21 protein-coding genes are annotated in these 19,649 nt (G+C 66.5%); all 21 read right to left on the bottom strand.

Annotated features, from left to right (window positions below):
* Positions 1-31: 31 nt before the first annotated feature.
* The 21 genes from tatA to H0A72_RS19320 all read right to left on the bottom strand — a co-directional run bounded on the left by tatA (position 32) and on the right by H0A72_RS19320 (position 19,603).
* Positions 32-262 carry a Sec-independent protein translocase subunit TatA gene (gene tatA / locus H0A72_RS19420; protein ID WP_180158166.1) on the bottom strand — a complete coding sequence of 77 codons (231 nt, stop codon included), beginning with the start codon at positions 260-262 and terminating at the stop codon, positions 32-34.
* A 12-nt stretch (positions 263-274) separates the two neighbouring features.
* Positions 275-643, bottom strand: a complete 369-nt coding sequence (locus H0A72_RS19415) for a histidine triad nucleotide-binding protein (protein ID WP_180158165.1) — start codon at positions 641-643, stop codon at positions 275-277.
* Between the two features lie 17 nt (positions 644-660).
* On the bottom strand, positions 661-1,005 hold the full coding sequence (locus H0A72_RS19410; protein ID WP_180158164.1) for a phosphoribosyl-ATP diphosphatase: 345 nt from the start codon (positions 1,003-1,005) through the stop codon (positions 661-663).
* Positions 1,002-1,403 carry a phosphoribosyl-AMP cyclohydrolase gene (hisI, locus tag H0A72_RS19405; protein WP_218953408.1) on the bottom strand — a complete coding sequence of 134 codons (402 nt, stop codon included), beginning with the start codon at positions 1,401-1,403 and terminating at the stop codon, positions 1,002-1,004. Before hisI ends, H0A72_RS19410 begins: the two co-directional genes overlap by 4 nt.
* Positions 1,400-2,209, bottom strand: a complete 810-nt coding sequence (gene hisF / locus H0A72_RS19400) for an imidazole glycerol phosphate synthase subunit HisF (protein ID WP_180158163.1) — start codon at positions 2,207-2,209, stop codon at positions 1,400-1,402. Before hisF ends, hisI begins: the two co-directional genes overlap by 4 nt.
* Complete coding sequence (hisA, locus tag H0A72_RS19395) at positions 2,206-2,949, bottom strand: 1-(5-phosphoribosyl)-5-[(5-phosphoribosylamino)methylideneamino]imidazole-4-carboxamide isomerase (protein WP_180158162.1); 744 nt, start codon at positions 2,947-2,949, stop codon at positions 2,206-2,208. The genes hisF and hisA overlap by 4 nt, the downstream gene beginning before the upstream one ends.
* A 4-nt stretch (positions 2,950-2,953) precedes the next feature.
* Complete coding sequence (hisH, locus tag H0A72_RS19390; protein ID WP_180158161.1) at positions 2,954-3,604, bottom strand: imidazole glycerol phosphate synthase subunit HisH; 651 nt, start codon at positions 3,602-3,604, stop codon at positions 2,954-2,956.
* Between the two features lie 46 nt (positions 3,605-3,650).
* Positions 3,651-4,238 (bottom strand): imidazoleglycerol-phosphate dehydratase HisB, encoded by a 588-nt coding sequence (gene hisB, locus H0A72_RS19385; protein WP_180158160.1) that lies wholly within the window; start codon positions 4,236-4,238, stop codon positions 3,651-3,653.
* Between the two features lie 5 nt (positions 4,239-4,243).
* Positions 4,244-5,560: a histidinol dehydrogenase gene (gene hisD / locus H0A72_RS19380; RefSeq protein WP_180158223.1), complete on the bottom strand. Its 1,317-nt coding sequence runs from the start codon at positions 5,558-5,560 to the stop codon at positions 4,244-4,246.
* Positions 5,561-5,617: 57 nt separating this feature from the next.
* Positions 5,618-6,295: an ATP phosphoribosyltransferase gene (hisG, locus tag H0A72_RS19375; RefSeq protein ID WP_180158159.1), complete on the bottom strand. Its 678-nt coding sequence runs from the start codon at positions 6,293-6,295 to the stop codon at positions 5,618-5,620.
* A complete protein-coding gene (gene murA / locus H0A72_RS19370; protein WP_180158158.1) occupies positions 6,292-7,557 on the bottom strand; it encodes a UDP-N-acetylglucosamine 1-carboxyvinyltransferase in 1,266 nt (421 codons plus the stop codon). The genes hisG and murA overlap by 4 nt, the downstream gene beginning before the upstream one ends.
* Positions 7,550-7,798 carry a BolA family protein gene (locus H0A72_RS19365; protein WP_180158157.1) on the bottom strand — a complete coding sequence of 83 codons (249 nt, stop codon included), beginning with the start codon at positions 7,796-7,798 and terminating at the stop codon, positions 7,550-7,552. The genes murA and H0A72_RS19365 overlap by 8 nt, the downstream gene beginning before the upstream one ends.
* An 11-nt stretch (positions 7,799-7,809) precedes the next feature.
* Positions 7,810-8,604 (bottom strand): ABC transporter permease, encoded by a 795-nt coding sequence (locus H0A72_RS19360; RefSeq protein ID WP_180158156.1) that lies wholly within the window; start codon positions 8,602-8,604, stop codon positions 7,810-7,812.
* Entirely contained in the window at positions 8,601-9,392 is a 792-nt protein-coding gene (locus H0A72_RS19355) for an ABC transporter ATP-binding protein (protein WP_180158155.1), read from the bottom strand. Before H0A72_RS19355 ends, H0A72_RS19360 begins: the two co-directional genes overlap by 4 nt.
* Before the next feature lie 126 nt (positions 9,393-9,518).
* Complete coding sequence (locus H0A72_RS19350; RefSeq protein ID WP_180158154.1) at positions 9,519-10,169, bottom strand: MlaC/ttg2D family ABC transporter substrate-binding protein; 651 nt, start codon at positions 10,167-10,169, stop codon at positions 9,519-9,521.
* Positions 10,170-10,180: 11 nt separating this feature from the next.
* Positions 10,181-11,047 carry an MlaA family lipoprotein gene (locus tag H0A72_RS19345; protein ID WP_180158222.1) on the bottom strand — a complete coding sequence of 289 codons (867 nt, stop codon included), beginning with the start codon at positions 11,045-11,047 and terminating at the stop codon, positions 10,181-10,183.
* A gap of 58 nt (positions 11,048-11,105) precedes the next feature.
* Positions 11,106-11,600: an outer membrane lipid asymmetry maintenance protein MlaD gene (gene mlaD / locus H0A72_RS19340; protein ID WP_180158153.1), complete on the bottom strand. Its 495-nt coding sequence runs from the start codon at positions 11,598-11,600 to the stop codon at positions 11,106-11,108.
* A gap of 20 nt (positions 11,601-11,620) precedes the next feature.
* Positions 11,621-12,409, bottom strand: coding sequence for a lipid asymmetry maintenance ABC transporter permease subunit MlaE (mlaE, locus tag H0A72_RS19335; protein ID WP_180158152.1), 789 nt, complete (start codon positions 12,407-12,409; stop codon positions 11,621-11,623).
* Positions 12,406-13,233 (bottom strand): ABC transporter ATP-binding protein, encoded by an 828-nt coding sequence (locus tag H0A72_RS19330; protein WP_180158151.1) that lies wholly within the window; start codon positions 13,231-13,233, stop codon positions 12,406-12,408. The genes mlaE and H0A72_RS19330 overlap by 4 nt, the downstream gene beginning before the upstream one ends.
* Before the next feature lie 176 nt (positions 13,234-13,409).
* Positions 13,410-14,873 (bottom strand): glutamate synthase subunit beta, encoded by a 1,464-nt coding sequence (locus H0A72_RS19325; RefSeq protein ID WP_180158150.1) that lies wholly within the window; start codon positions 14,871-14,873, stop codon positions 13,410-13,412.
* A gap of 8 nt (positions 14,874-14,881) precedes the next feature.
* On the bottom strand, positions 14,882-19,603 hold the full coding sequence (locus H0A72_RS19320; RefSeq protein ID WP_180158149.1) for a glutamate synthase-related protein: 4,722 nt from the start codon (positions 19,601-19,603) through the stop codon (positions 14,882-14,884).
* Between the last annotated feature and the right edge of the window lie 46 nt (positions 19,604-19,649).

The following is a 19,649-nucleotide window of genomic DNA, read 5'->3' as shown; positions in this document are numbered from 1 at the left end:
ACGGAGCTCGGAGCGGCCATCAGCCCTGTTTTCAGGCGTCTTTCTTTTCCTTCGCCTGGACGTCGATGGTGTCGTCGCTTTGCACGCGCTGCGTCACCGTGGCGGGCGCGTCTTTTTCCTCGTTGGCGTCCTTCATGCCCTTCTTGAAGCCTTTCACCGCTCCGCCCAGGTCTTCGCCGATGTTGCGGATTTTCTTGGTGCCGAATACCAGCGCCACGATGACCAGGACGATAAGCCAATGCCAAATGCTGAAACTACCCATGATAAGTCTCCGTTAAGCAGCGGGTGCTGCGCGTTTGTTCCAGGGGCGCGGGCCGCCCAGGATGTGCATGTGCAGGTGGGCGACTTCCTGCCCGCCTTCCGTTCCGTTGTTGAACACCACCCTGAACCCGCCTTCGGGTCCGGGCGTGCAGCCGTTGTCACGCGCCAGCGCGGGCGCCAGGGTGACCATTCTACCCAGCCAGGCCGCGTCGCTTTCCTGGACCTCCTGCAAGGAAACGACGTGGCGCTTGGGGATGAGCAGCAAGTGTACGGGAGCGGCGGGATTTATGTCGTGGAAAGCGAAGAAATCGTCGTCCTCGTAGACTTTGCGGGAAGGGATTTCCCCCTTGGCGATCTTGCAGAAGATGCAGTTGTCACTCATGAGCTGTTCTCGGCTGATTACGGTTGGGGCCGGCCGGCTTTTTCGGCCAGCCCGGAAATGCCTTCGCGCCGTTCCAGTTCGGCCAGCACTTGTTCCGGGCGCAGCCCATAATAGGCCAGCGCGACCATGCTGTGGAACCAGAGGTCGGCCGTTTCGGCCACGATGCGTTCGGGCGTGTTGTCTTTGGCCGCCATGACGAGTTCGGTGGCTTCCTCGCCGATCTTCTTCAAGAAGGCGTCGGGACCCCGCGCCAGCAGCTTGGCGGTGTAGGAGCTGGACGGGTCGCCGCCGTTCGCGGGCAGGCGCGATTCCAGGGTGTCGGCCAGGCGGGCCAGGAAATTCCGGGTGTCGGCTCGTGTCATTTGTAGATCTGTTCCGGGTCTTTGAGCACGGGGTCCGTGACGGCCCAGGAGGCGGTGTCGCCGATGCCGTCCAGGCGCCGGAAGAAGCAGCTCTGGCGGCCCGTATGGCAAGCGATGCCGCCTTCCTGGCGCACCTTCAGGAGGATGACGTCGCCGTCGCAGTCCAGGCGGATTTCGTGGACGATCTGCACATGCCCGGATTCCTCGCCCTTGCGCCACAGGCGCCGGCGCGAGCGCGACCAGTACACGGCGCGGCCGGTGGCCACGGTTTCCCGCAGGGCCTCGGCGTTCATCCAGGCCACCATGAGTATCGCGCCCGTTTGCTCGTCTTGCGCAATGGCGGGCGCCAGCCCGTTCTCGTCGAAAGTGATGGCATCGAGCCAGAGGGGCGCGGTCATGATTGCAAGCGTACCTTGATGCCTTGGGCCGCCATGAATTCCTTGGCCTGCCGCACGGTGTATTCGCCGTAGTGGAAAATGCTGGCGGCCAGCACCGCGCTCGCGCGGCCGGTGGTGACGCCGTCGGCCAGGTGCTGCAGGTTGCCGACGCCGCCGGAGGCGATGACCGGCACCGGCACGGCGTCGGCGACGGCGCGGGTGAGTTCCAGGTCGAAGCCCGATTTGGTGCCGTCGCGGTCCATGCTGGTCAGCAGCAGTTCGCCGGCGCCGTACTCGGCCATTTTGCGGGCCCATTCGACGGCGTCGATGCCGGTGGCCTTGCGGCCGCCATGGGTGAAGATTTCCCATTTTGGCGCTTCGCCCGCCGCCGACACGCGCCGGGCGTCGAGCGCGACCACGATGCACTGCGAACCGTGGTAGCCGGCCGCCTCGCGCACGAGCTCCGGGTTGGCGACGGCCGCGCTGTTGATCGACACCTTGTCGGCGCCGGCGTTCAGCAGGCGCTGGATGTCGGCGACCTGCCGCACGCCGCCGCCCACCGTGAGCGGTATGAAGACCTGGCTGGCGACGGCTTCGATGATGGGCAGGATCAGGTCGCGGTCGTCGCTGGTGGCGGTGATGTCCAGGAAGGTGAGTTCGTCGGCGCCCTGCTCGTTATAGCGCTGGGCGATCTCGATGGGGTCGCCCGCGTCGACCAGGTCGACGAAGTTGACGCCCTTCACGACGCGGCCCGCCGTGACGTCCAGGCAGGGAATGATGCGGCGGGTCAGTTCGGAATCGGTACCGGGGGGGGAAACGGAATTCATGTCGCTCCAAGTTGGTCCGCCATTTCCTGGGCGGCGGCGAAATCCAGGGTGCCTTCATAGAGGCTGCGCCCCAGGATGGCGCCCTCGACGCCTTCGCTTTCAACGGCGCAAAGGGCTTCGATGTCTTTCAGGTCGGTGACGCCGCCCGAGGCGATGATGGGGATGGTGACGTGTTGCGCGAGCTTGACCGTGGCTTCGATGTTGACGCCGGACAGCATGCCGTCGCGGCCGATGTCGGTGTAGACGATGGCCTCGCAGCCGTAGTCTTCGAATTTGCGGGCAAGGTCGAAGACGTCGTGGCGGGTGAGCTTGCTCCAGCCGTCGGTGGCCACCTTGCCGTCGCGGGCGTCCAGCCCCACGATGATGTTGCCGGGAAAGGCGCTGCATGCATCGCGCAGGAAGCCGGGATCCTTGACGGCGGCGGTGCCGATGATGACGTAGCTGATGCCGGCGTCCAGGTAGCGTTCTATGGTGTCCAGATCGCGGATGCCGCCGCCGATCTGCACCGGGATGTCGTCGGCCACCGCGCTGATGATGGACTTGATGGCCGCTTCGTTCTTGGGCTTGCCCGCCACGGCGCCGTTGAGGTCGACGAGATGCAGGCGGCGCGCGCCCTGGTCCAGCCATTGTGTGGCCATGGCGGCCGGGTCATCGGAAAAAATAGTTGCGTCGTTCAGGTCGCCCTGGCGCAATCGCACGCAACGCCCGTCTTTGAGATCTATGGCGGGTATGAGTAACATGATGTTATGGATTCCAATCAACGAAATTCCGATAGAGCCGCAAGCCATGGCCGGCGCTTTTCTCGGGATGGAACTGTACTGCAAAAATGTTAGCCGCTGCTACTGCGCAGGTAAAGCGCATGCCATAGTGACTTACCCCAACAGTAATTTCGGGGTCGTCGGGCTGGGCGTAGTAGCTGTGCACGAAATAGAAATGCGTGCCGTCGGGTATGCCGGACCACAGCGGATGGGCGCGCGTCTGGCGCACGCGGTTCCAGCCCATGTGGGGAATCTTCAGCAGTTCGCGCCCCGCATCGCCGGCTTCGGAGGCGTATTGCGGCCCCGCGAAGCGCTTCACGCGGCCGGGGAAGATGTCCAGGCACCGCACATTGCCTTCCTCGCTTTCCGAGAACAGCATTTGCTCGCCCACGCAGACGCCCAGCAGAGGCTTGGCGCGCGCGGCGCGCAGGACGGCGTCGCGCAGGCCGGAGCGGTCCAGCGTGCGCATGCAGTCGGGCATGGCGCCCTGGCCCGGAAACACCACGCGATCGGCGCGATCGATGCCTTGCGGCGTGTTGCAGATTTCGATGTTCGCATCCGGCGCGGCGGCCCGCAGGGCGCGCGCGACCGAATGGAAATTGCCCATGCCATAGTCGACGATGGCGATATTGTTCACGGTGTGCACCCGTTGGGGGATGGAAAAGGTTTGTGCGCCGGCCGCCTTACAGTACGCCCTTGGTCGAGGGCACCACGCCCGCGTTGCGGGGGTCGGCTTCCGTGGCCATGCGCAGCGCGCGCCCGAAGGCCTTGAACACGGTCTCGCATTGGTGGTGCGAGTTTTCGCCGCGCAGGTTGTCGATGTGCAGGGTGACCAGGGCGTGGTTGACGAAACCCTGGAAGAATTCGCGCGCCAGGTCGACGTCGAAGCGCCCGATGTGCGACCGTGTGAAAGGAATGTGGTAGTACAGGCCGGGCCGCCCGGAGAAGTCGACCACCACGCGCGACAGGGCTTCGTCCAGCGGCACGTAGGAATGCCCGTAGCGGCGCAGGCCGGCCTTGTCGCCCACGGCCGCGGCGAAGGCCTGGCCCAGGGTGATGCCGACGTCTTCCACGGTGTGGTGGTCGTCGATGTGGGTGTCGCCGTCGCAGTGGATGTCCAGGTCGATCAGGCCATGGCGGGCGATCTGGTCCAGCATGTGGTCCAGGAAAGGCACGCCCGTGTTGATGGTCTGGCGGCCGGTGCCGTCCAGGTTGATCGAAACGCGCACGCGCGTTTCGTTGGTGTTTCGGGTGATGTCGGCGGTACGCATGGTGTTCAAGCAGTCGATACGGTGGGATTCAGGCGGTATTCGGCGCTGGCGGCGTGGGCTTGCAGGCCTTCGCCGTAGGCCAGCTTGGCGGCGACGCGGCCCAGCGTTTGCGCACCGCTTTCTGAAATGTGGATGAGGCTGGAGCGCTTCTGGAAATCATACACGCCCAGGGGAGACGAAAAGCGGGCGGTGCGCGAGGTGGGCAAAACGTGGTTTGGCCCGGCGCAGTAGTCGCCCAGGGATTCGGAGCTGTAGCGCCCCAGGAAGATGGCGCCGGCGTGGCGGATCTTGTCGGCCCATTGCCCCGGCTGCTCGGTGGAGATCTCCAGGTGTTCGGGAGCGATGTAGTTGGCGATTTCGCAGGCCTCGTCCAGGCTGCGCACGTGGATCAGGGCGCCGCGCCCGCCCAGGCTGGCGCGGATGATGTCGGCGCGCGGCATGGTGGGCAGCAGGCGGTCGATGGCGGCCTGGACTTCGTCCAGGTAGCCGGCGTCGGGGCAGAGCAGAATGGCCTGGGCCAGTTCGTCGTGCTCGGCCTGCGAGAAGAGGTCCATGGCGATCCAGTCGGCCGGCGTGGTGCCGTCGCAGATGACCAGGATTTCGCTGGGCCCGGCGATCATGTCTATGCCCACGGTGCCGAACACGCGGCGCTTGGCCGCGGCCACATAGGCGTTGCCGGGGCCGACGATCTTGTCGACGGGGTCGATGCTTTGCGTGCCATAGGCCAGCGCGCCCACGGCTTGCGCGCCGCCCATGCCCCAGACGCGGTCCACGCCGCCGATGGCGGCCGCCGCGAGCACGATGGGGTTGCGCACGCCGTCGGGCGTGGGCGTGACCATGACGACTTCGGGCACGCCCGCCACCTTGGCGGGAATGGCGTTCATGAGCACGGACGACGGGTAGGCCGCCTTGCCGCCCGGCACGTACAGGCCCACGCGGTCGAGCGGGGTGACTTTCTGGCCCAGGACGGTGCCGTCGGGCTCGGTGTAGGTCCAGGTCTGGCTGCGCTGGTGTTCGTGGTAGCGGCGCACGCGTTCGGCCGCGGTTTCCAGGGCGGCGCGCTGGTCGCTGGGCAGGGCGTCCAGGGCGGCCTGCCATTCGCGCCTGTCGATTTCCAGTTCGGGCACGGAGGCGGCCGCCACGCGGTCGTAGCGCCGGGTGTAGTCCAGCACGGCCGCGTCGCCGCGCTGGCGCACGTCGTGCAAGATGGCCGCCGTGGCGTGCTCGATGGATTCGTCCTGAGAGGCGTCGAAGGCCAGCAGCGTGCGCAGGCTGGACTGAAAGTCATCGGATAGGGTGCTCAGGCGCTTGATCGAAGGCATATTGCGGAACAAGAAAAAATCGTTTTATAACAATGCAGTGTACCGTAAGCGGCGGCCCTAGGCTTGCGCTTGCGATGCCTGCGCGAACGCGTCGAGCAGCGGCTGCAGCTTGGCCGCGCGGGTTTTCAGCGACGCCTGGTTCACGATCAGGCGCGAAGATATCTGCGCGACCTCTTCGACGGCGACCAGGTTGTTGGCCTTGAGCGTCCCGCCGGTGGAGACCAGGTCGACGATGGCGTCCGCCAGGCCGACCAGCGGGGCGAGCTCCATCGACCCGTACAGCTTGATGATATCCACATAGACCCCTTTCGCCGCGAAGTGTTCCCTGGCCGCCTGCACATATTTGGTGGCGACGCGCAGGCGCGAGCCCTGGTGCACGGCGGCTTCGTAGTCGAAGCCGCGCCGCACGGCCACGCACAGGCGGCAGCGGGCGATGTTCAGGTCTATGGGCTGGTACAGCCCGCCCGGATGCTGGGCGGCGTGTTCGTACAGGACGTCCTTGCCCGCGATGCCGAAATCGGCCGCGCCGTACTGCACGTAGGTGGGCACGTCGGACGCGCGCACGATGATCAGCTGCAGGTCGGGACTGCTGGTGGGCAGGATCAGCTTGCGCGAGGACTCGGGGCTTTCCGCGACCTCCACGCCGGCGGCGGCCAGCAGCGGCATGGTTTCGTCGAAGATGCGGCCCTTGGACAGGGCGAGCGTCAGGGGTTTGTCGAGGCTGGCAGGGCTCATGCGGCTTCCCGTGTGATGCGTTGGATGTCGGCGCCCACGGAGCGCAGTTTTTCTTCCATGCGCTCGTAGCCGCGGTCCAGGTGGTAGATGCGTTCGACGGTGGTGCGGCCGTAGCCGGCCAGGCCCGCGATGACCAGGCTGGCCGAGGCGCGCAGGTCGGTCGCCATCACGGTCGCGCCCGACAGGTTGGGCACGCCGGTCACGACCGCGGTGTGGCCGTCGATGTCGATCCGGGCGCCCATCCGGCACAGCTCCTGCACGTGCATGTAGCGGTTCTCGAAGATGTTCTCGACGATGACGGCGGTGCCGTCCGCGATGGTGTTCAGGGCCATCATCTGCGCCTGCATGTCGGTCGGGAAGCCGGGGTATTCGCTGGTGCGCACGCCCGTGGCGCGCGGGCGGCGGTTCATGCAGGCGCGCACCCAGTCGGGGCCGGTCTCGATCTCCAGGCCGGCGTCGCGCAGCTTGTCCAGCGTGGCGCCCATGGTCTGGGGGGCGGCCTGCCTGAGCATGATCTCGCCGCCGGCGGCGCCCACCGCGCACAGGAAGGTGCCGGCCTCGATGCGGTCGGCGACGATCCGGTGGCTGGCGCCGTGCAGGCGGTCGACGCCGTCGATGACGATGCGGTCGGTGCCGTGGCCCTGGATGCGGGCGCCCATCTTGATCAGGAGCTCGGCCAGGTCGGCGACCTCGGGCTCGCGCGCGGCGTTTTCCAGCACCGTGCGCCCGTCGGCGAGGACGGCGGCCATCATCAGGTTTTCCGTGCCGGTCACCGTGACCATGTCCGTGAGTATCGACGTGCCTTTCAGGCGCTTGGCCTTGGCCACCACGAAGCCGTGTTCGATGCGGATGTCCGCGCCCATGGCCGCCAGGCCCTTGATGTGCTGGTCCACCGGGCGCTGGCCGATGGCGCAGCCGCCCGGCAGGCTGACGCGGGCCTCGCCGTAGCGCGCCAGCAGCGGCCCGAGCACCAGGATGGAGGCGCGCATGGTCTTGACCAGCTCGTAGGGCGCTTCCAGGCTGTGCACGCCGGCGGCGCAGAGTTCGACCGTGCCGTCCGCGGCGCGGTCGTGGCGCACGCCCATCTGGCTCAGCAGGCGCAGCGTGGTGCCGATGTCGTTCAGGCGCGGCACGTTGTGCAGGGCGATGGCGTCGTCCGTGAGCAGCGAGGCGCACAGAATGGGCAGGGCGGCGTTCTTGGCCCCGGATATGGCGATCTCGCCGTTCAGGCGATTGCCGCCCTGGATCTGGAGTTTATCCATTCGGATTGGCCTTGTATTCTTCCGGGGTCAGGGTGCGCATGGACAAGGCGTGGATCTCGGCCCTCATGCGGTCGCCCAGCGCGGCATAGACCAGCTGGTGCCGTGCGATCAGGCGCTTGCCCGCGAAGGCGGGGCTGACGATCAGGGCGTCGAAGTGAGCGCCGTCGCCCTGGACCTCGATGTGCTCGCACTCGAGATGGTCGGCGATGTATTGGCGTACTTGTTCTGGGGTGGGCAGCATGGCCATGGCAGTCAGTTCCGGAGTTTATAGCCGCTCGCCAGCAGGCGCAGCGCAAAGATGGACAGTACGGCGAACGAGGCCGCGACGACCGCCAGGCTGTGCCAGGGCGAGACGTCGGACACCGAGAAGAAGCCGTAGCGGAAGCCGTCTATGGTGTACAGGACGGGATTCCATCGTGACACGGCCTGCCAGAAGGGCGGCAGGCTGTGTATGGAGTAGAACACGCCGGACAAAAAGGTGGCCGGCATGATCAGGAAATTCTGGAAAGCCGCGAGCTGGTCGAATTTTTCGGACCAGAGCCCGGCGATCAGGCCCAGCGTGCCCATGATGCCGCAGGAAAGCACCGCGAAGCACAGCACCCAGAAGGGATGCCGGACGGGCAGGTCGATGAAAAACAGCGCCACCAGCCAGATACAGGCGCCCACGCACAGCCCGCGGGCGATGGACGCCAGGATGTAGGCGCCGAAGATCTCGCGGTGCGAGAGCGGCGGCAGCAGGATGAACACCAGGTTGCCCGTGATGCGGCTCTGGATCAGCGACGACGAGGGATTCGCGAATGCGTTCTGCAGCATGCTCATCATCATCAGGCCGGGGATCAGGAACGAGGTATAGGGCACCGAGCCGTATACCTGCACTCGCCCCTCCAGCACGTGCGCGAAGATCAGCAGGTACAGCAGGGCCGTCAGGACGGGCGCGGCGATCGTCTGGAACGCCACTTTCCAGAAGCGCAGCAATTCCTTGCGCAGCAGGGTCGGGAAGCCGGAGCCCATGTCGTCGCGCGGCTTGATGACGGGGCGGGCGCTCATGCCGTCACCCCCAGGAATTCGTCGTCGTGCATGATGCGCACGAAGGCGTCTTCCAGGTGGGCGCCGCCCACCCGCGCCAGCAGCGCCTGCGTGGTGTCCAGGGCCACGACCCGGCCGCTCTTGAGCATGGCGATGCGGCCGCACAGGGCTTCGGCCTCTTCCAGATAATGCGTGGTCAGCAGGATGGTGTGGCCTTCCCGGTTCAGCCGGGCGATGAATTCCCACAGGGTGCGCCGCAGGTCGACGTCGACCCCGGCCGTGGGCTCGTCCAGGATGATGACCGGCGGCCGGTGCACCAGCGCCTGCGCGACCAGCACGCGGCGTTTCATGCCGCCGGACAGCGCGCGCATATTGGTGTCGCCCTTGTCGAGCAGGCCCAGGTTGGTCAGGATTTCGTCGATCCAGTCGTCGTTGTTGCGCAGGCCGAAGTAGCCGGATTGCAGCCGCAGGGTTTCCCGCACCGTGAAGAAGGGGTCGTAGACGATTTCCTGGGGTACCACGCCCAGCGAGCGGCGCGAGCGCTTGAAGTCGGCCACCACGTCGTAGCCGCAGACGCGCGCGGTGCCCGAGGTGGCATAGGCCAGCCCCGCCAGGATGGAGATGAGGGTGGTCTTGCCCGCGCCATTGGGCCCGAGCAGGCCGAAGAATTCGCCGTGCTCGACCGAGAAGCTGACACCGTCGAGCGCCTGGAAACCGCGTTTCCGGCCCGAGGACGAGAATCGTTGCTTCCAGGCCGCGGTGCGAGGGGTGTAGATTTTCGAGACGTTTTCTAAGCTGAGCGCTGACATGGACACACGAGAAAGGCCGGGCCGGCGCCCGCCGCCGCCAAAAGGGCGGCGGCGCTGGACCCGGCCAAGCCTGACATTATAGTGGCTGCCCCGCCGTGGGGGCGGCCGATGCGCGGCGCGGCGGCCTTATTTGCCGCCGTTCAAGGCTTTGATCAGCCCGTCGACGCCGTTTTGCGCGATCTGCTGCGAGAACTGGTTGCGGTAGTTCTGGATCAGCCAGATGCCTTCCACGTTCAGGTCGTAGATTTTCCAGCCTTGGCCGGTTTTTTCCAGGCGGTAGTCGATGCCGACCGAAGGGCCGTTGCTTTGCGTGAGCGTGGAGCGCACCACGACGTCGTCGGCGTTCGCGTCGCCGCGGAAGGGCTGCATGGTGAAGGCGGATTTCTGGTCCACCTTGGTGAAGGCGCCCGCATAGGTGCGGATCAGCGTGCCCTTGAATGCTTCGACCAGCGCCTTCTGCTGCTGGGGCGTGGCCTGGCGCCAATGGCGGCCGGCCGCCAGGCGCGTGGTTTTCTCGAAGTTGACGTAAGGCAGCACGTATTCGTTGACCACGCGCTTGATGCTTTCGAGGTTGCCGGACTTGACGGCCTGGTCTTTCTTGACGGCGTCCAGCGCGTTGTCGGCCACGGTCTGGACGAAATCGTTGGGCGCGGCCTTGCTGTCGACGGGCGATTGCGCCAGGGCGGGCGCCGCGCCCAGGCCGGCCAGGCCCAGCAGCGCGGCCGCGGCCAGGCCGCGGATCCGGATGAAAAAAGCAGAGGTATGGCGTTGAAACATGGGTTCTCCTGTTACTTGCCGGGCGCGGGCGTAGGCGCGGCCGCGGGCGCCGGCGCGGAACCGGGCGCGGACGTGGCGCCGGAGTCGGCGTCGTCGGAGTAATCGGGCAGGTCGTCGTCCGAGTAGTCCGGCAGTTCGTTGCCGTTGCGCCGGCTGTCCACCAGCGCCTTGCGGCGCTGGATGTAGGCGTCGCGGATGAAGCTGTAGCGGTCCAGCGCGACTTCGTTCACCAGCTTGTCGGCTTCCAGCAGGTCGGCCCGGGTATCGACGACATACAGGCCGACGAGCGAATTGCGCAGGGGCACGTCGTGGATGTGGAAGACCGGCGTGATGGGCGACACGCCCGCGGCGAAGGTGCCCAGCGTGCTGGTGGCGTCGCGGACGGAGCTGGAACCCAGGAAGGGCAGCACGACGTAGGGGCCGGAATCGAAGCCCCACACGCCCAGCGTGACGCCGAAATCGTTGGCGATGCGCTTGGCGCCGTTCATGGAGGCGACGTCGATGCAGCCCCCCAGGCCCATGGTGGTGTTGAACAGCACGCGTCCCAGCGTGTTGAAGAAATCGTGGCCGCGCGCCTGCAGGAAGCTGTTGATGGCCGACCAGACGTCGCCCACGTTATTGAAGACGTTGTGGATACAGGTTTGCGCCGGATCCGGCATGAGCTGGTCGTAGCCCGTGGCGATGGGCTTCAGCAGGGCCTGGTCGACCGTGTCGTTGAAGGCGAACATGCCGCGGTTGTAGCGTTCCCAGGGATCCTCGGGCGTGGGATTGCTGACGGTTGCGCAGCCCGTCGCCAATGCCGCCGCGCCCAGCGCGGCCGCCAGGCGCAGCCCGCGCGGAATCGGTCGGCAAGGCGTCGGAATGGAGTTAGAAGTCATGTTCTGGCTGTTGTCGTGTTGTTGAGCGGACATGCCGCAATTGTAGTGTGGGCGCGGATCACTGGCCGGCGGCGGGGGCGTCCTGCGCGCCGCCGCCTTCCTTGTCGGCGGAACTGTACAGGAATTTGCTGATCAGTTCCTCCAGCACGACGGCGCTCTGGGTGTATTGGATCCGGCTGTTCTGGGCGAGCATTTTTTCATCGCCGCCCGGGGTCAGCCCGATGTATTGTTCGCCCAGCAGGCCCGAAGTGAGGATGGAGGCCGATGAATCGGCCGGAAACTGGTATTGCTGTTCCAGGTCCAGCGTGGCGACGGCCTGGAAGCGTTCATTGTCGAAGCCGATGGCGGCGACCCGGCCCACCACCACGCCGCTGCTTTTCACGGGGGCGCGCACCTTCAGCCCGCCCAGGTTGTCGAAGTGCGCCGTCACCTGATAGGTGGGCGTAAAGGAGAACGAGCTCATGTTGCCCGCCCGCAAGGCCAGGAACACCAGGGCGATGGCGCCCAGCAGAACGAAAAGGCCTACCCAGAAATCGGTTCTTTCACGCGTCATGATTCATCCGTGTCTATCTGTTAATTGCTGAACATCAGCGCGGTCAATACGAAGTCCAGGCCGAGCACCAGCAGCGACCCGGTCACCACCGTGCGCGTCGTGGCGCGCGACACGCCTTCGGGCGTCGCCTTGGCCGTCCAGCCGGCGTGCAGCGCCACCAGCGTGACGGCTATCCCGAACACCACGCTCTTGAACACGCCGTTCAGAATGTCGTCGAAGACATCCACGCCGTCCTGCATCTGCGACCAGAACGAGCCGGGATCGATGCCGATGAGCAGGACGCCCACCACCCAGCCGCCGATGATGCCGACCATGGAGAAGACGGCCGCCAGCACCGGCATGGCGACCACGCCGCCCCAGAAGCGCGGCACCAGCACGCGCCGTATGGGGTCCACGGCCATGACTTCCATGGCGGCGATCTGCTCGCCGGCCTTCATCAGCCCGATCTCGGCCGTGAGCGAGGTGCCCGCCCGCCCCGCGAACAGCAGCGCCGTCACCACCGGGCCCAGCTCGCGCAGCAGCGACAGCGCCACCAGCAGGCCCAGCGCCTCTTCGGAGCCGTAGCGGTTCAGGGTGTAATAGCCTTGCAGGCCCAGCACGAAACCGACGAACAGGCCGGACACCGCGATGATCAGCAGCGAGTGGTTGCCGATGAAGTGGATTTGCTGGGAAACCAGCCCGGGGCGCCGGAAGACCAGGCCGCTGCGCCCCACGATGGCGCAAGCCAGGCGAATGAAGGCCCCCAGCCCGATGAGCTGCTTGCGGACCCGGGAGCCCAGGCGCGAAATGGATGCCGCGGGCGATTTCATGAGCGCCCCGTATGTTGGTCCAGCCATTTGTCGAAGGCGGGGGTGGCGGGATAGTGGAAGGCGATGGGACCGTCGGGCTCGCCGCGCAGGAACTGCCGTACGTAGGCGTCCTGGGATTCGGACAGGTCCTTGGGCGTGCCGCTGGCGATCAGGCGGCCCTGGCCCACCATGTAGACGCGGTCCGCGATGGCGAAGGACTCGACGACGTCGTGCGTGATCAGCACCGAGGCGCAGCCCAGGGTATCCGTCAGCTTGCGGATCAGCTGGGCGGTGATGCCCAGGGAGATGGGATCCAGCCCGGCGAAGGGTTCGTCGTAGAGCAGGAGCTCGGGCTCCAGGACGATGGCGCGCGCCAGCGCGACGCGCCGGGCCATGCCGCCGGAGATTTCGGAGATGTTCAGGTGCGCCGCGGCGCGCAGCCCGACGGCGTCCAGCTTGCCGAGCACGCGTTCCATGATCTGGCTTTCCGACACGCGGGTGTGTTCCCGCAGCGGAAAGGCCACGTTCTCGAAGACGTTCAGGTCGGTGAACAGGGCGCCCTGCTGGAACAGCACGCCCATGCGCTGGCGCAGTTCGCGCAGGCCCTCGCCGGAGGCTTCGGCCACGTTCTTGCCGAAGGCGCGTATCGTGCCCCGCTGCGGGCGGATCTGGCCGGTCGCGCCGCGCAGCAGCGTCGTCTTGCCCGAGCCCGAGCCGCCCATCATGGCCACGACCTGCCCTCGACGCACATTCAGGTCGATGTCCCTCAGCACCGTGTAGTCGCCGTAACCCAGCGCGACATTGCTGAACTCCAGGATGGGATCGGAGTCAAGTGGATCAGCCATAGACAAGCATCAACAGCCCAAAGATAAGGGAAGCATTGTACCTGCTGAACGCGCCGCGGTTTCCGGGGTCGCGTGATAATTGTTACCGTTTCTGTTGCGCTTTTGCCCCACCCGCGGGGCGGCCGGCCGCGCGGCCTCCGCTTTGCGGGCGGCCGGCCCGGCATCGCGCCCGCCCGTCACCGGGGCAGGGTGCTGGCCCCCATCAGGAACTCGTCCACCGCGCGCGCGCACTGCCTGCCCTCGCGTATCGCCCAGACGATCAGCGACTGCCCCCTGCGCATGTCGCCGGCGGCGAAGACCTTGTCGACGCTGGTGCGGTAGCTGTCCGTATCGGCGCGCGCATTGCCCCGCGCGTCGAGCTCGACCCCGAAGGCGTCCAGCACATGCTTGACCGGCGAGACGAAACCCATGGCCAGCAGCACCAGGTCGGCCGGCAGCTCGAACTGCGAGCCTTCTTTTTCGCGCATCTTCAATTGGCCGGTGGCCTTGTCCTTGAACCATTCCACCCTGGCGGCCGCCAGCTTCTCCACCTTCCCGTTCTTGCCTTCGAAAGCCCGGGTCGACACGGCCCAATCGCGCTCGCAGCCTTCCTCGTGGGACGAGGACGTGCGCAGCTTGGCCGGCCAGTAGGGCCAGGTCAGCGGGCGGTTCTCGACTTCCGGCAGCTTGGACATGAGTTCGAACTGGGTGACCGACAAGGCGCCCTGGCGGTTGCTGGTGCCGACGCAATCGGAGCCGGTGTCGCCCCCGCCGATCACGATCACGTGCCTGCCCTTGGCGGAAATCTGCTTCTCGACCCGGTCGCCGTTGTTGACCTTGTTCTGCTGGCGCAGGAAGTCCATGGCGAAATGCACGCCGCGCAGTTCGCGCCCGGGGACGGGCAGGTCGCGCGGCTGTTCGGCGCCGCCCGTGAGCACCACGGCGTCGAAGTCGGCGCGCAGCGCTTCGGGGCTGAGCACCGTCAGGCCGTCCTCGGCATGCGCCGCGTCGCCCACGTAGGTGGAGGGCTGGAACTCCACGCCTTCGGCCTCCATCTGCGCCAGGCGCCGGTCGATGTGCGACTTTTCCAGCTTGAAGTCCGGGATGCCGTAGCGCAGCAGGCCGCCGATGCGATTGCTTTTTTCGAACACCGTCACCGCGTGCCCCGCGCGGGCCAGCTGCTGCGCGCAGGCCAGGCCGGACGGGCCGGACCCCACGACGGCGACCTTCTTGCCGGTCTTGCGCTGCGGCGGCTGGGGCGTCACCCAGCCTTCCCGCCAGCCCTTGTCGATGATGGCATGTTCGATGGACTTGATGCCCACCGCATCGTCGTTGATGTTCAGGGTACAGGCCGCTTCGCAGGGCGCGGGGCAGACACGTCCGGTGAACTCGGGGAAGTTGTTGGTGGAGTGCAGGACGTCCAGCGCGCGGCGCCAGTCCTGGCGGTAGACCAGGTCGTTCCAGTCGGGAATGACGTTGTTCACGGGGCAGCCGTTGGAGCAGAACGGGATGCCGCAATCCATGCAGCGCGCGCCCTGCACCTTGGCTTCTTCGTCGCTCAGGGTGTGGACGAACTCGCGCCAGTGCTTGAGGCGCGCGGCGGGCGCCTCGTAGGATTCTTTGATGCGTTGAAATTCAAGAAAGCCGGTGACTTTGCCCATTTTTTTCCTCAGGCGGCGATTTGTTGGGGGTTGGCCGCGTTCCACAGTTCGGCCAGCGCGCGGCGGTACTCGACCGGCATCACCTTCACGAAGGAAAGCCGCGAACGGTTCCAGTCATCCAGGATGTCGCGCGCGCGGAAGCTGCCCGTGTACCGGTAGTGGTCCTCGATCAGCCGGCGCAGGATGGTCTCGTCGGTTTCGCGCTCGGCGCCGCGCACGGCGCTGTGCCAGGTCTCGATCCGGCCCTGCTCGTGCTGTTCGGCGTGCGGGGCCACGGCTTCGAGTTCGACCATCGCCAGGTTGCAGTTCTGGCGGAAGCCGCCGTCGGGGTCCCAGACGTAGGCCACGCCGCCGGACATGCCCGCCGCGAAGTTGCGGCCGGTATGGCCCAGCACGACCACGGTGCCGCCCGTCATGTATTCGCAGCCATGGTCGCCGGTGCCTTCCACCACCGTGGCGGCGCCGGAATTGCGCACGGCGAAGCGCTCGCCCGCCACGCCGTTGAAATAGGCCTCGCCCGACAGCGCGCCGTACATCACGGTATTGCCCGCGATGATGTGGTCGGGGCCGAAGCCGCGGAAGTCGTTGGGGGAGCGGACGATGATGCGCCCGCCCGACAGGCCCTTGCCGACGTAGTCGTTCGCCTCACCCACCAGGTCCAGGGTGATGCCGTGCGCCAGGAAGGCGCCGAAGCTCTGGCCGGCCGAGCCGTTGCACTGGATGTGTATGGTGTCGGACGGCAGGCCTTCATGCCCGTAGCGGGCGGCGATCACGCCCGACAGCATGGCGCCTATGGTGCGGTTGCGGTTGCGCACGGGAGTGATGAAGGACACTTTTTCGCCGCGCTCGATGGCCGGCTTGCTGCGCTCGATCAGCTGGTGGTCCAGGGCGTGGTCCAGCGCGTGATCCTGTTCTTCGGCCTGGAACAGCGGGCCGGACGATGGCACGGCGTGGAACACGCGCGAGAAATCCAGGCCGCGCGCCTTCCAGTGCTCGATGCCGGGGCGCAGGTTCAGCAGGTCGACCCGGCCCACCAGGTCGTTGAAGCGGCGCACGCCCAGCTGCGCCATGATCTCGCGGACTTCTTCAGCCACGAAGAAAAAGTAGTTGACCACGTGTTCCGGCTTGCCCTGGAACTTCTTGCGCAGCACGGGATCCTGGGTGGCGACGCCGACGGGACAGGTGTTCAGATGGCATTTGCGCATCATGATGCAGCCTTCCACGACCAGCGGCGCGGTGGCGAAGCCGAATTCATCGGCGCCCAGCAGCGCGCCGATGACGACGTCGCGCCCGGTCTTCATCTGGCCGTCGGCCTGCACGCGGATGCGGCTGCGCAGATTGTTCAGCAGCAGCGTCTGCTGGGTTTCGGCCAGGCCCAGTTCCCAGGGCGTGCCGGCGTGCTTGATGGACGAAACCGGGGAAGCCCCCGTGCCGCCGTCGTGCCCGGCGATCACCACGTGATCGGCCTTGGCCTTGGCGACGCCCGTCGCCACCGTGCCGACGCCCACCTCGGACACCAGCTTGACCGAGATGGAGGCGCGCGGATTGACGTTTTTCAGGTCGTGTATCAGCTGCGCCAGGTCCTCGATGGAATAGATGTCGTGATGCGGCGGCGGCGAGATCAGGCCGACGCCGGGCACCGAGTAGCGCAGCTTGGCGATGTATTCCGACACCTTGTGGCCGGGCAGCTGGCCGCCTTCCCCGGGCTTGGCGCCCTGGGCCATCTTGATCTGGATCTGGTCGGCGCTGCTCAGGTATTCGGCCGACACGCCGAAGCGCCCCGACGCCACCTGCTTGATGCGCGAGCGCAGGGAATCCCCGGCATTCAGCGGAATGTCGGCTTCGATGCGGCCGCCGCCCAGGAAGGACGCAAGGGTGTCGCCCTTCTTGACGGGGCTCTTGCCGTCCCGCATTTCGGCCCGGTAGCGCAGTTCGTCCTCGCCGCCCTCGCCGGTGTTGGATTTGCCGCCGATGCGGTTCATGGCGACGGCCAGCACGGTATGGGCTTCGGTCGAGATCGAGCCGAGGGACATGGCGCCCGTCGCGAAGCGCTTGACGATCTCCTTGGCGGGTTCGACCTCGCTCAGGGGGATGGCGCGCGCCGGGTCGACCTCGAACTCGAACAGCCCGCGCAGCGTCATGTGGCGGCGCGATTGGTCATTGATGAGCTGCGCGTATTCCTTGTAGGTGGCGTAGCTGTTGGCGCGCGTGGCGTGCTGCAGCTTGGCGATGGAATCCGGCGTCCACATGTGCTCTTCGCCGCGCACGCGCCAGGCGTAGTCGCCGCCGGTTTCCAGGGCGTTGGCCAGCACCGGGTCGTTGCCGAAGGCGGCCGTGTGCATGCGCAGCGCTTCTTCCGCCACTTCGAAAATCCCTATGCCTTCGATATGGCTGGGCGTGCCCGCGAAATACTTGTCGATCAGCCCCGAGCTCAGGCCCACGGCTTCGAAGATCTGCGCGCCGGTGTACGACATGTAGGTCGAGATCCCCATCTTGGACATGACCTTGTTCAGGCCCTTGCCGATCGCCTTGATGTAGTTCTTGACGGCGGTCTCGGGCTGCGGCAGGGTGGCGAGCGATTCCAGGGCCAGGTAGGGATGGATGGCTTCGGCGCCGTAGCCGCCCAGCAGGGCGAAGTGATGCACCTCGCGCGCCGAGCCGGTTTCCACGACCAGGCCGGTGCTGGTGCGCAGGCCCGCGCGGATCAGGTGCTGGTGGATGGCCGAGGTCGCCAGCAGCGCCGGAATGGCCACGTGCTCGCTGTCGATCTGCCGGTCGGTGATCAGCAGGATGTTGTAGCCGCTGCGCACGGCGTCCGCCGCGTTGGAGCACAGCGCGGCGATACAGGCCTCGATGCCGTCCGGCCCCCAGGCGACGGGATAGGTGATGTTCAGCTCGAAGCAGCGGAACTTCTGCGACGTGATCTGGGCGATGTTCCGGATCTGGGCCATGGCCGCGAAATCCAGCACCGGCTGCGACACTTCCAGGCGCAGCGGCGGATTCACGTTGTTGATGTCCAGCAGGTTGGGCTTGGGGCCGATGAACGACACCAGCGACATCACCAGCTGTTCGCGGATCGGGTCGATGGGCGGGTTGGTCACCTGCGCGAACAGCTGGCGGAAGTAGTTGTAGAAGGGTTTGTTGCGATTGGACAGCACGGCCAGCGGGGCGTCGTTGCCCATCGAGCCCGTGGCTTCCTCGCCCGTGGCGGCCATGGGCTCCAGGATCACCTTGAAGTCTTCCTGAGTCCAGCCGAAGGCCTGCTGGCGGTCCAGCAGCGACGCCACCTTGTGCGGCGTGTCGTCCAGCTTGGGCGCGGGCAGGTTTTCCAGCTTCAGGCGCAGGCGCTCGATCCATTGGCGGTAGGGGCGCGCGTTCGCCAGCTGGGCCTTGATTTCGGAATCGTCGATGATGCGGCCTTGCTGCAGGTCGATCAGGAACATCTTGCCCGGTTGCAGCCGCCATTTCTTGATGATGCGGTGCTCGGGGATGGGCAGGGTGCCGGCCTCCGAGGCCATGATCACCATGTCGTCGTCGGTCACCAGGTAGCGGGCGGGGCGCAGCCCGTTGCGGTCCAGCGTGGCGCCGATCTGCCGGCCGTCGGTGAAGGCCACGGCGGCGGGGCCGTCCCAGGGCTCCATCATGGCGGCGTGGTATTCGTAGAACGCACGGCGGTTCTCGTCCATGCCGGCATGCTGCTCCCAGGCTTCCGGAATCATGATCATCATGGCGTGGGCCAGCGAATAGCCCGACATCACCAGCAGTTCGAGGCAGTTGTCGAAGGTGGCCGTGTCGGACTGGCCCTCGTACACGATGGGGTAGAGCTTGGGCAGGTCCGCGCCCAGCACGGCCGACTGCATCATGCCTTCGCGGGCGCGCAGCCAGTTGAAATTCCCTTTCACGGTGTTGATCTCGCCGTTGTGGGCGATCATCCGGTAGGGGTGGGCCAGCGGCCACGCCGGGAAGGTGTTGGTGGAGAAGCGCTGGTGCACCATGGCCAGCGCGGAAACCGCCCGAGTGTCGGCCAGGTCGCGGTAATAGCGGCCGACCTGGTTGGCCAGCAGCAAGCCCTTGTAGACCACCGTGCGCACGGAAATCGACGGCACGAAGTATTCGCGGCCGTGCGCCAGCCGCATGTGCTGGATGGCGTGGCTGGCGGTCTTGCGGATGACGTACAGCTTGCGCTCCAGCGCGTCGGGCACCATGATGTCGGCGCCCCGGCCGATGAAAAGCTGCCGTATCACCGGCTCGCAGGCGCGCACCGTGGGCGACATCGGCATGTCGCGGTCGATGGGCACGTCGCGCCAGCCCAGCACCACCTGGCCTTCGTCGCGCACGGCGCGTTCCAGCTCCTGCTGACAGGCCAGGCGCGAAGCGGTTTCCTTGGGCAGGAACACCATGGCGACGCCGTATTCGTCAGGCGGGGGCAGTTCCACCCCCTGCGCGGCCATGTCTTCCCGGTACAGGGTGTCGGGAATCTGGATGAGGATGCCGGCGCCGTCGCCCATGAGCTCGTCCGCCCCCACCGCGCCGCGGTGGTCCAGATTCTCCAGGATCTTCAGGCCCTGCTGGATGATGGCGTGGCTCTTGCGGCCCTTGATGTGGGCGACGAAGCCCACGCCACAGGCGTCGTGCTCATTGCCCGGGTCGTACAGCCCCTGTCTTGCTGGGGCCGCCTGGACGGCGGGCGGGCGGGCTTTCACGGTCGGTTTGCGTGGGGCTTGGGACATGGTCGTGCTCTGGGATTGTTGCGATGCAAGAAAACCAAGATACCGT

Source organism: Parapusillimonas granuli (genome assembly GCF_013416525.1).
GTDB classification, from domain to species: domain Bacteria; phylum Pseudomonadota; class Gammaproteobacteria; order Burkholderiales; family Burkholderiaceae_B; genus Parapusillimonas; species Parapusillimonas granuli.
Note: the sequence above shows the minus strand (reverse complement) of the source record. Positions and strands in the feature narration are given on the sequence as shown.

Excerpts from the sequence above, each read along its gene's own strand:
- tatA (WP_180158166.1), bottom strand. The coding sequence starts at position 262 with ATGGGTAGTTTCAGCATTTGGCATTGGCTTATCGTCCTGGTCATCGTG.
- H0A72_RS19415 (WP_180158165.1), bottom strand. The coding sequence starts at position 643 with ATGAGTGACAACTGCATCTTCTGCAAGATCGCCAAGGGGGAAATCCCT.
- H0A72_RS19410 (WP_180158164.1), bottom strand. The coding sequence starts at position 1,005 with ATGACACGAGCCGACACCCGGAATTTCCTGGCCCGCCTGGCCGACACC.
- hisI (WP_218953408.1), bottom strand. The coding sequence starts at position 1,403 with ATGACCGCGCCCCTCTGGCTCGATGCCATCACTTTCGACGAGAACGGG.
- hisF (WP_180158163.1), bottom strand. The coding sequence starts at position 2,209 with ATGAATTCCGTTTCCCCCCCCGGTACCGATTCCGAACTGACCCGCCGC.
- hisA (WP_180158162.1), bottom strand. The coding sequence starts at position 2,949 with ATGTTACTCATACCCGCCATAGATCTCAAAGACGGGCGTTGCGTGCGA.
- hisB (WP_180158160.1), bottom strand. The coding sequence starts at position 4,238 with ATGCGTACCGCCGACATCACCCGAAACACCAACGAAACGCGCGTGCGC.
- hisD (WP_180158223.1), bottom strand. The coding sequence starts at position 5,560 with ATGCCTTCGATCAAGCGCCTGAGCACCCTATCCGATGACTTTCAGTCC.
- hisG (WP_180158159.1), bottom strand. The coding sequence starts at position 6,295 with ATGAGCCCTGCCAGCCTCGACAAACCCCTGACGCTCGCCCTGTCCAAG.
- murA (WP_180158158.1), bottom strand. The coding sequence starts at position 7,557 with ATGGATAAACTCCAGATCCAGGGCGGCAATCGCCTGAACGGCGAGATC.
- H0A72_RS19365 (WP_180158157.1), bottom strand. The coding sequence starts at position 7,798 with ATGCTGCCCACCCCAGAACAAGTACGCCAATACATCGCCGACCATCTC.
- H0A72_RS19360 (WP_180158156.1), bottom strand. The coding sequence starts at position 8,604 with ATGAGCGCCCGCCCCGTCATCAAGCCGCGCGACGACATGGGCTCCGGC.
- H0A72_RS19355 (WP_180158155.1), bottom strand. The coding sequence starts at position 9,392 with ATGTCAGCGCTCAGCTTAGAAAACGTCTCGAAAATCTACACCCCTCGC.
- H0A72_RS19350 (WP_180158154.1), bottom strand. The coding sequence starts at position 10,169 with ATGTTTCAACGCCATACCTCTGCTTTTTTCATCCGGATCCGCGGCCTG.
- H0A72_RS19345 (WP_180158222.1), bottom strand. The coding sequence starts at position 11,047 with ATGACTTCTAACTCCATTCCGACGCCTTGCCGACCGATTCCGCGCGGG.
- mlaD (WP_180158153.1), bottom strand. The coding sequence starts at position 11,600 with ATGACGCGTGAAAGAACCGATTTCTGGGTAGGCCTTTTCGTTCTGCTG.
- mlaE (WP_180158152.1), bottom strand. The coding sequence starts at position 12,409 with ATGAAATCGCCCGCGGCATCCATTTCGCGCCTGGGCTCCCGGGTCCGC.
- H0A72_RS19330 (WP_180158151.1), bottom strand. The coding sequence starts at position 13,233 with ATGGCTGATCCACTTGACTCCGATCCCATCCTGGAGTTCAGCAATGTC.
- H0A72_RS19325 (WP_180158150.1), bottom strand. The coding sequence starts at position 14,873 with ATGGGCAAAGTCACCGGCTTTCTTGAATTTCAACGCATCAAAGAATCC.
- H0A72_RS19320 (WP_180158149.1), bottom strand. The coding sequence starts at position 19,603 with ATGTCCCAAGCCCCACGCAAACCGACCGTGAAAGCCCGCCCGCCCGCC.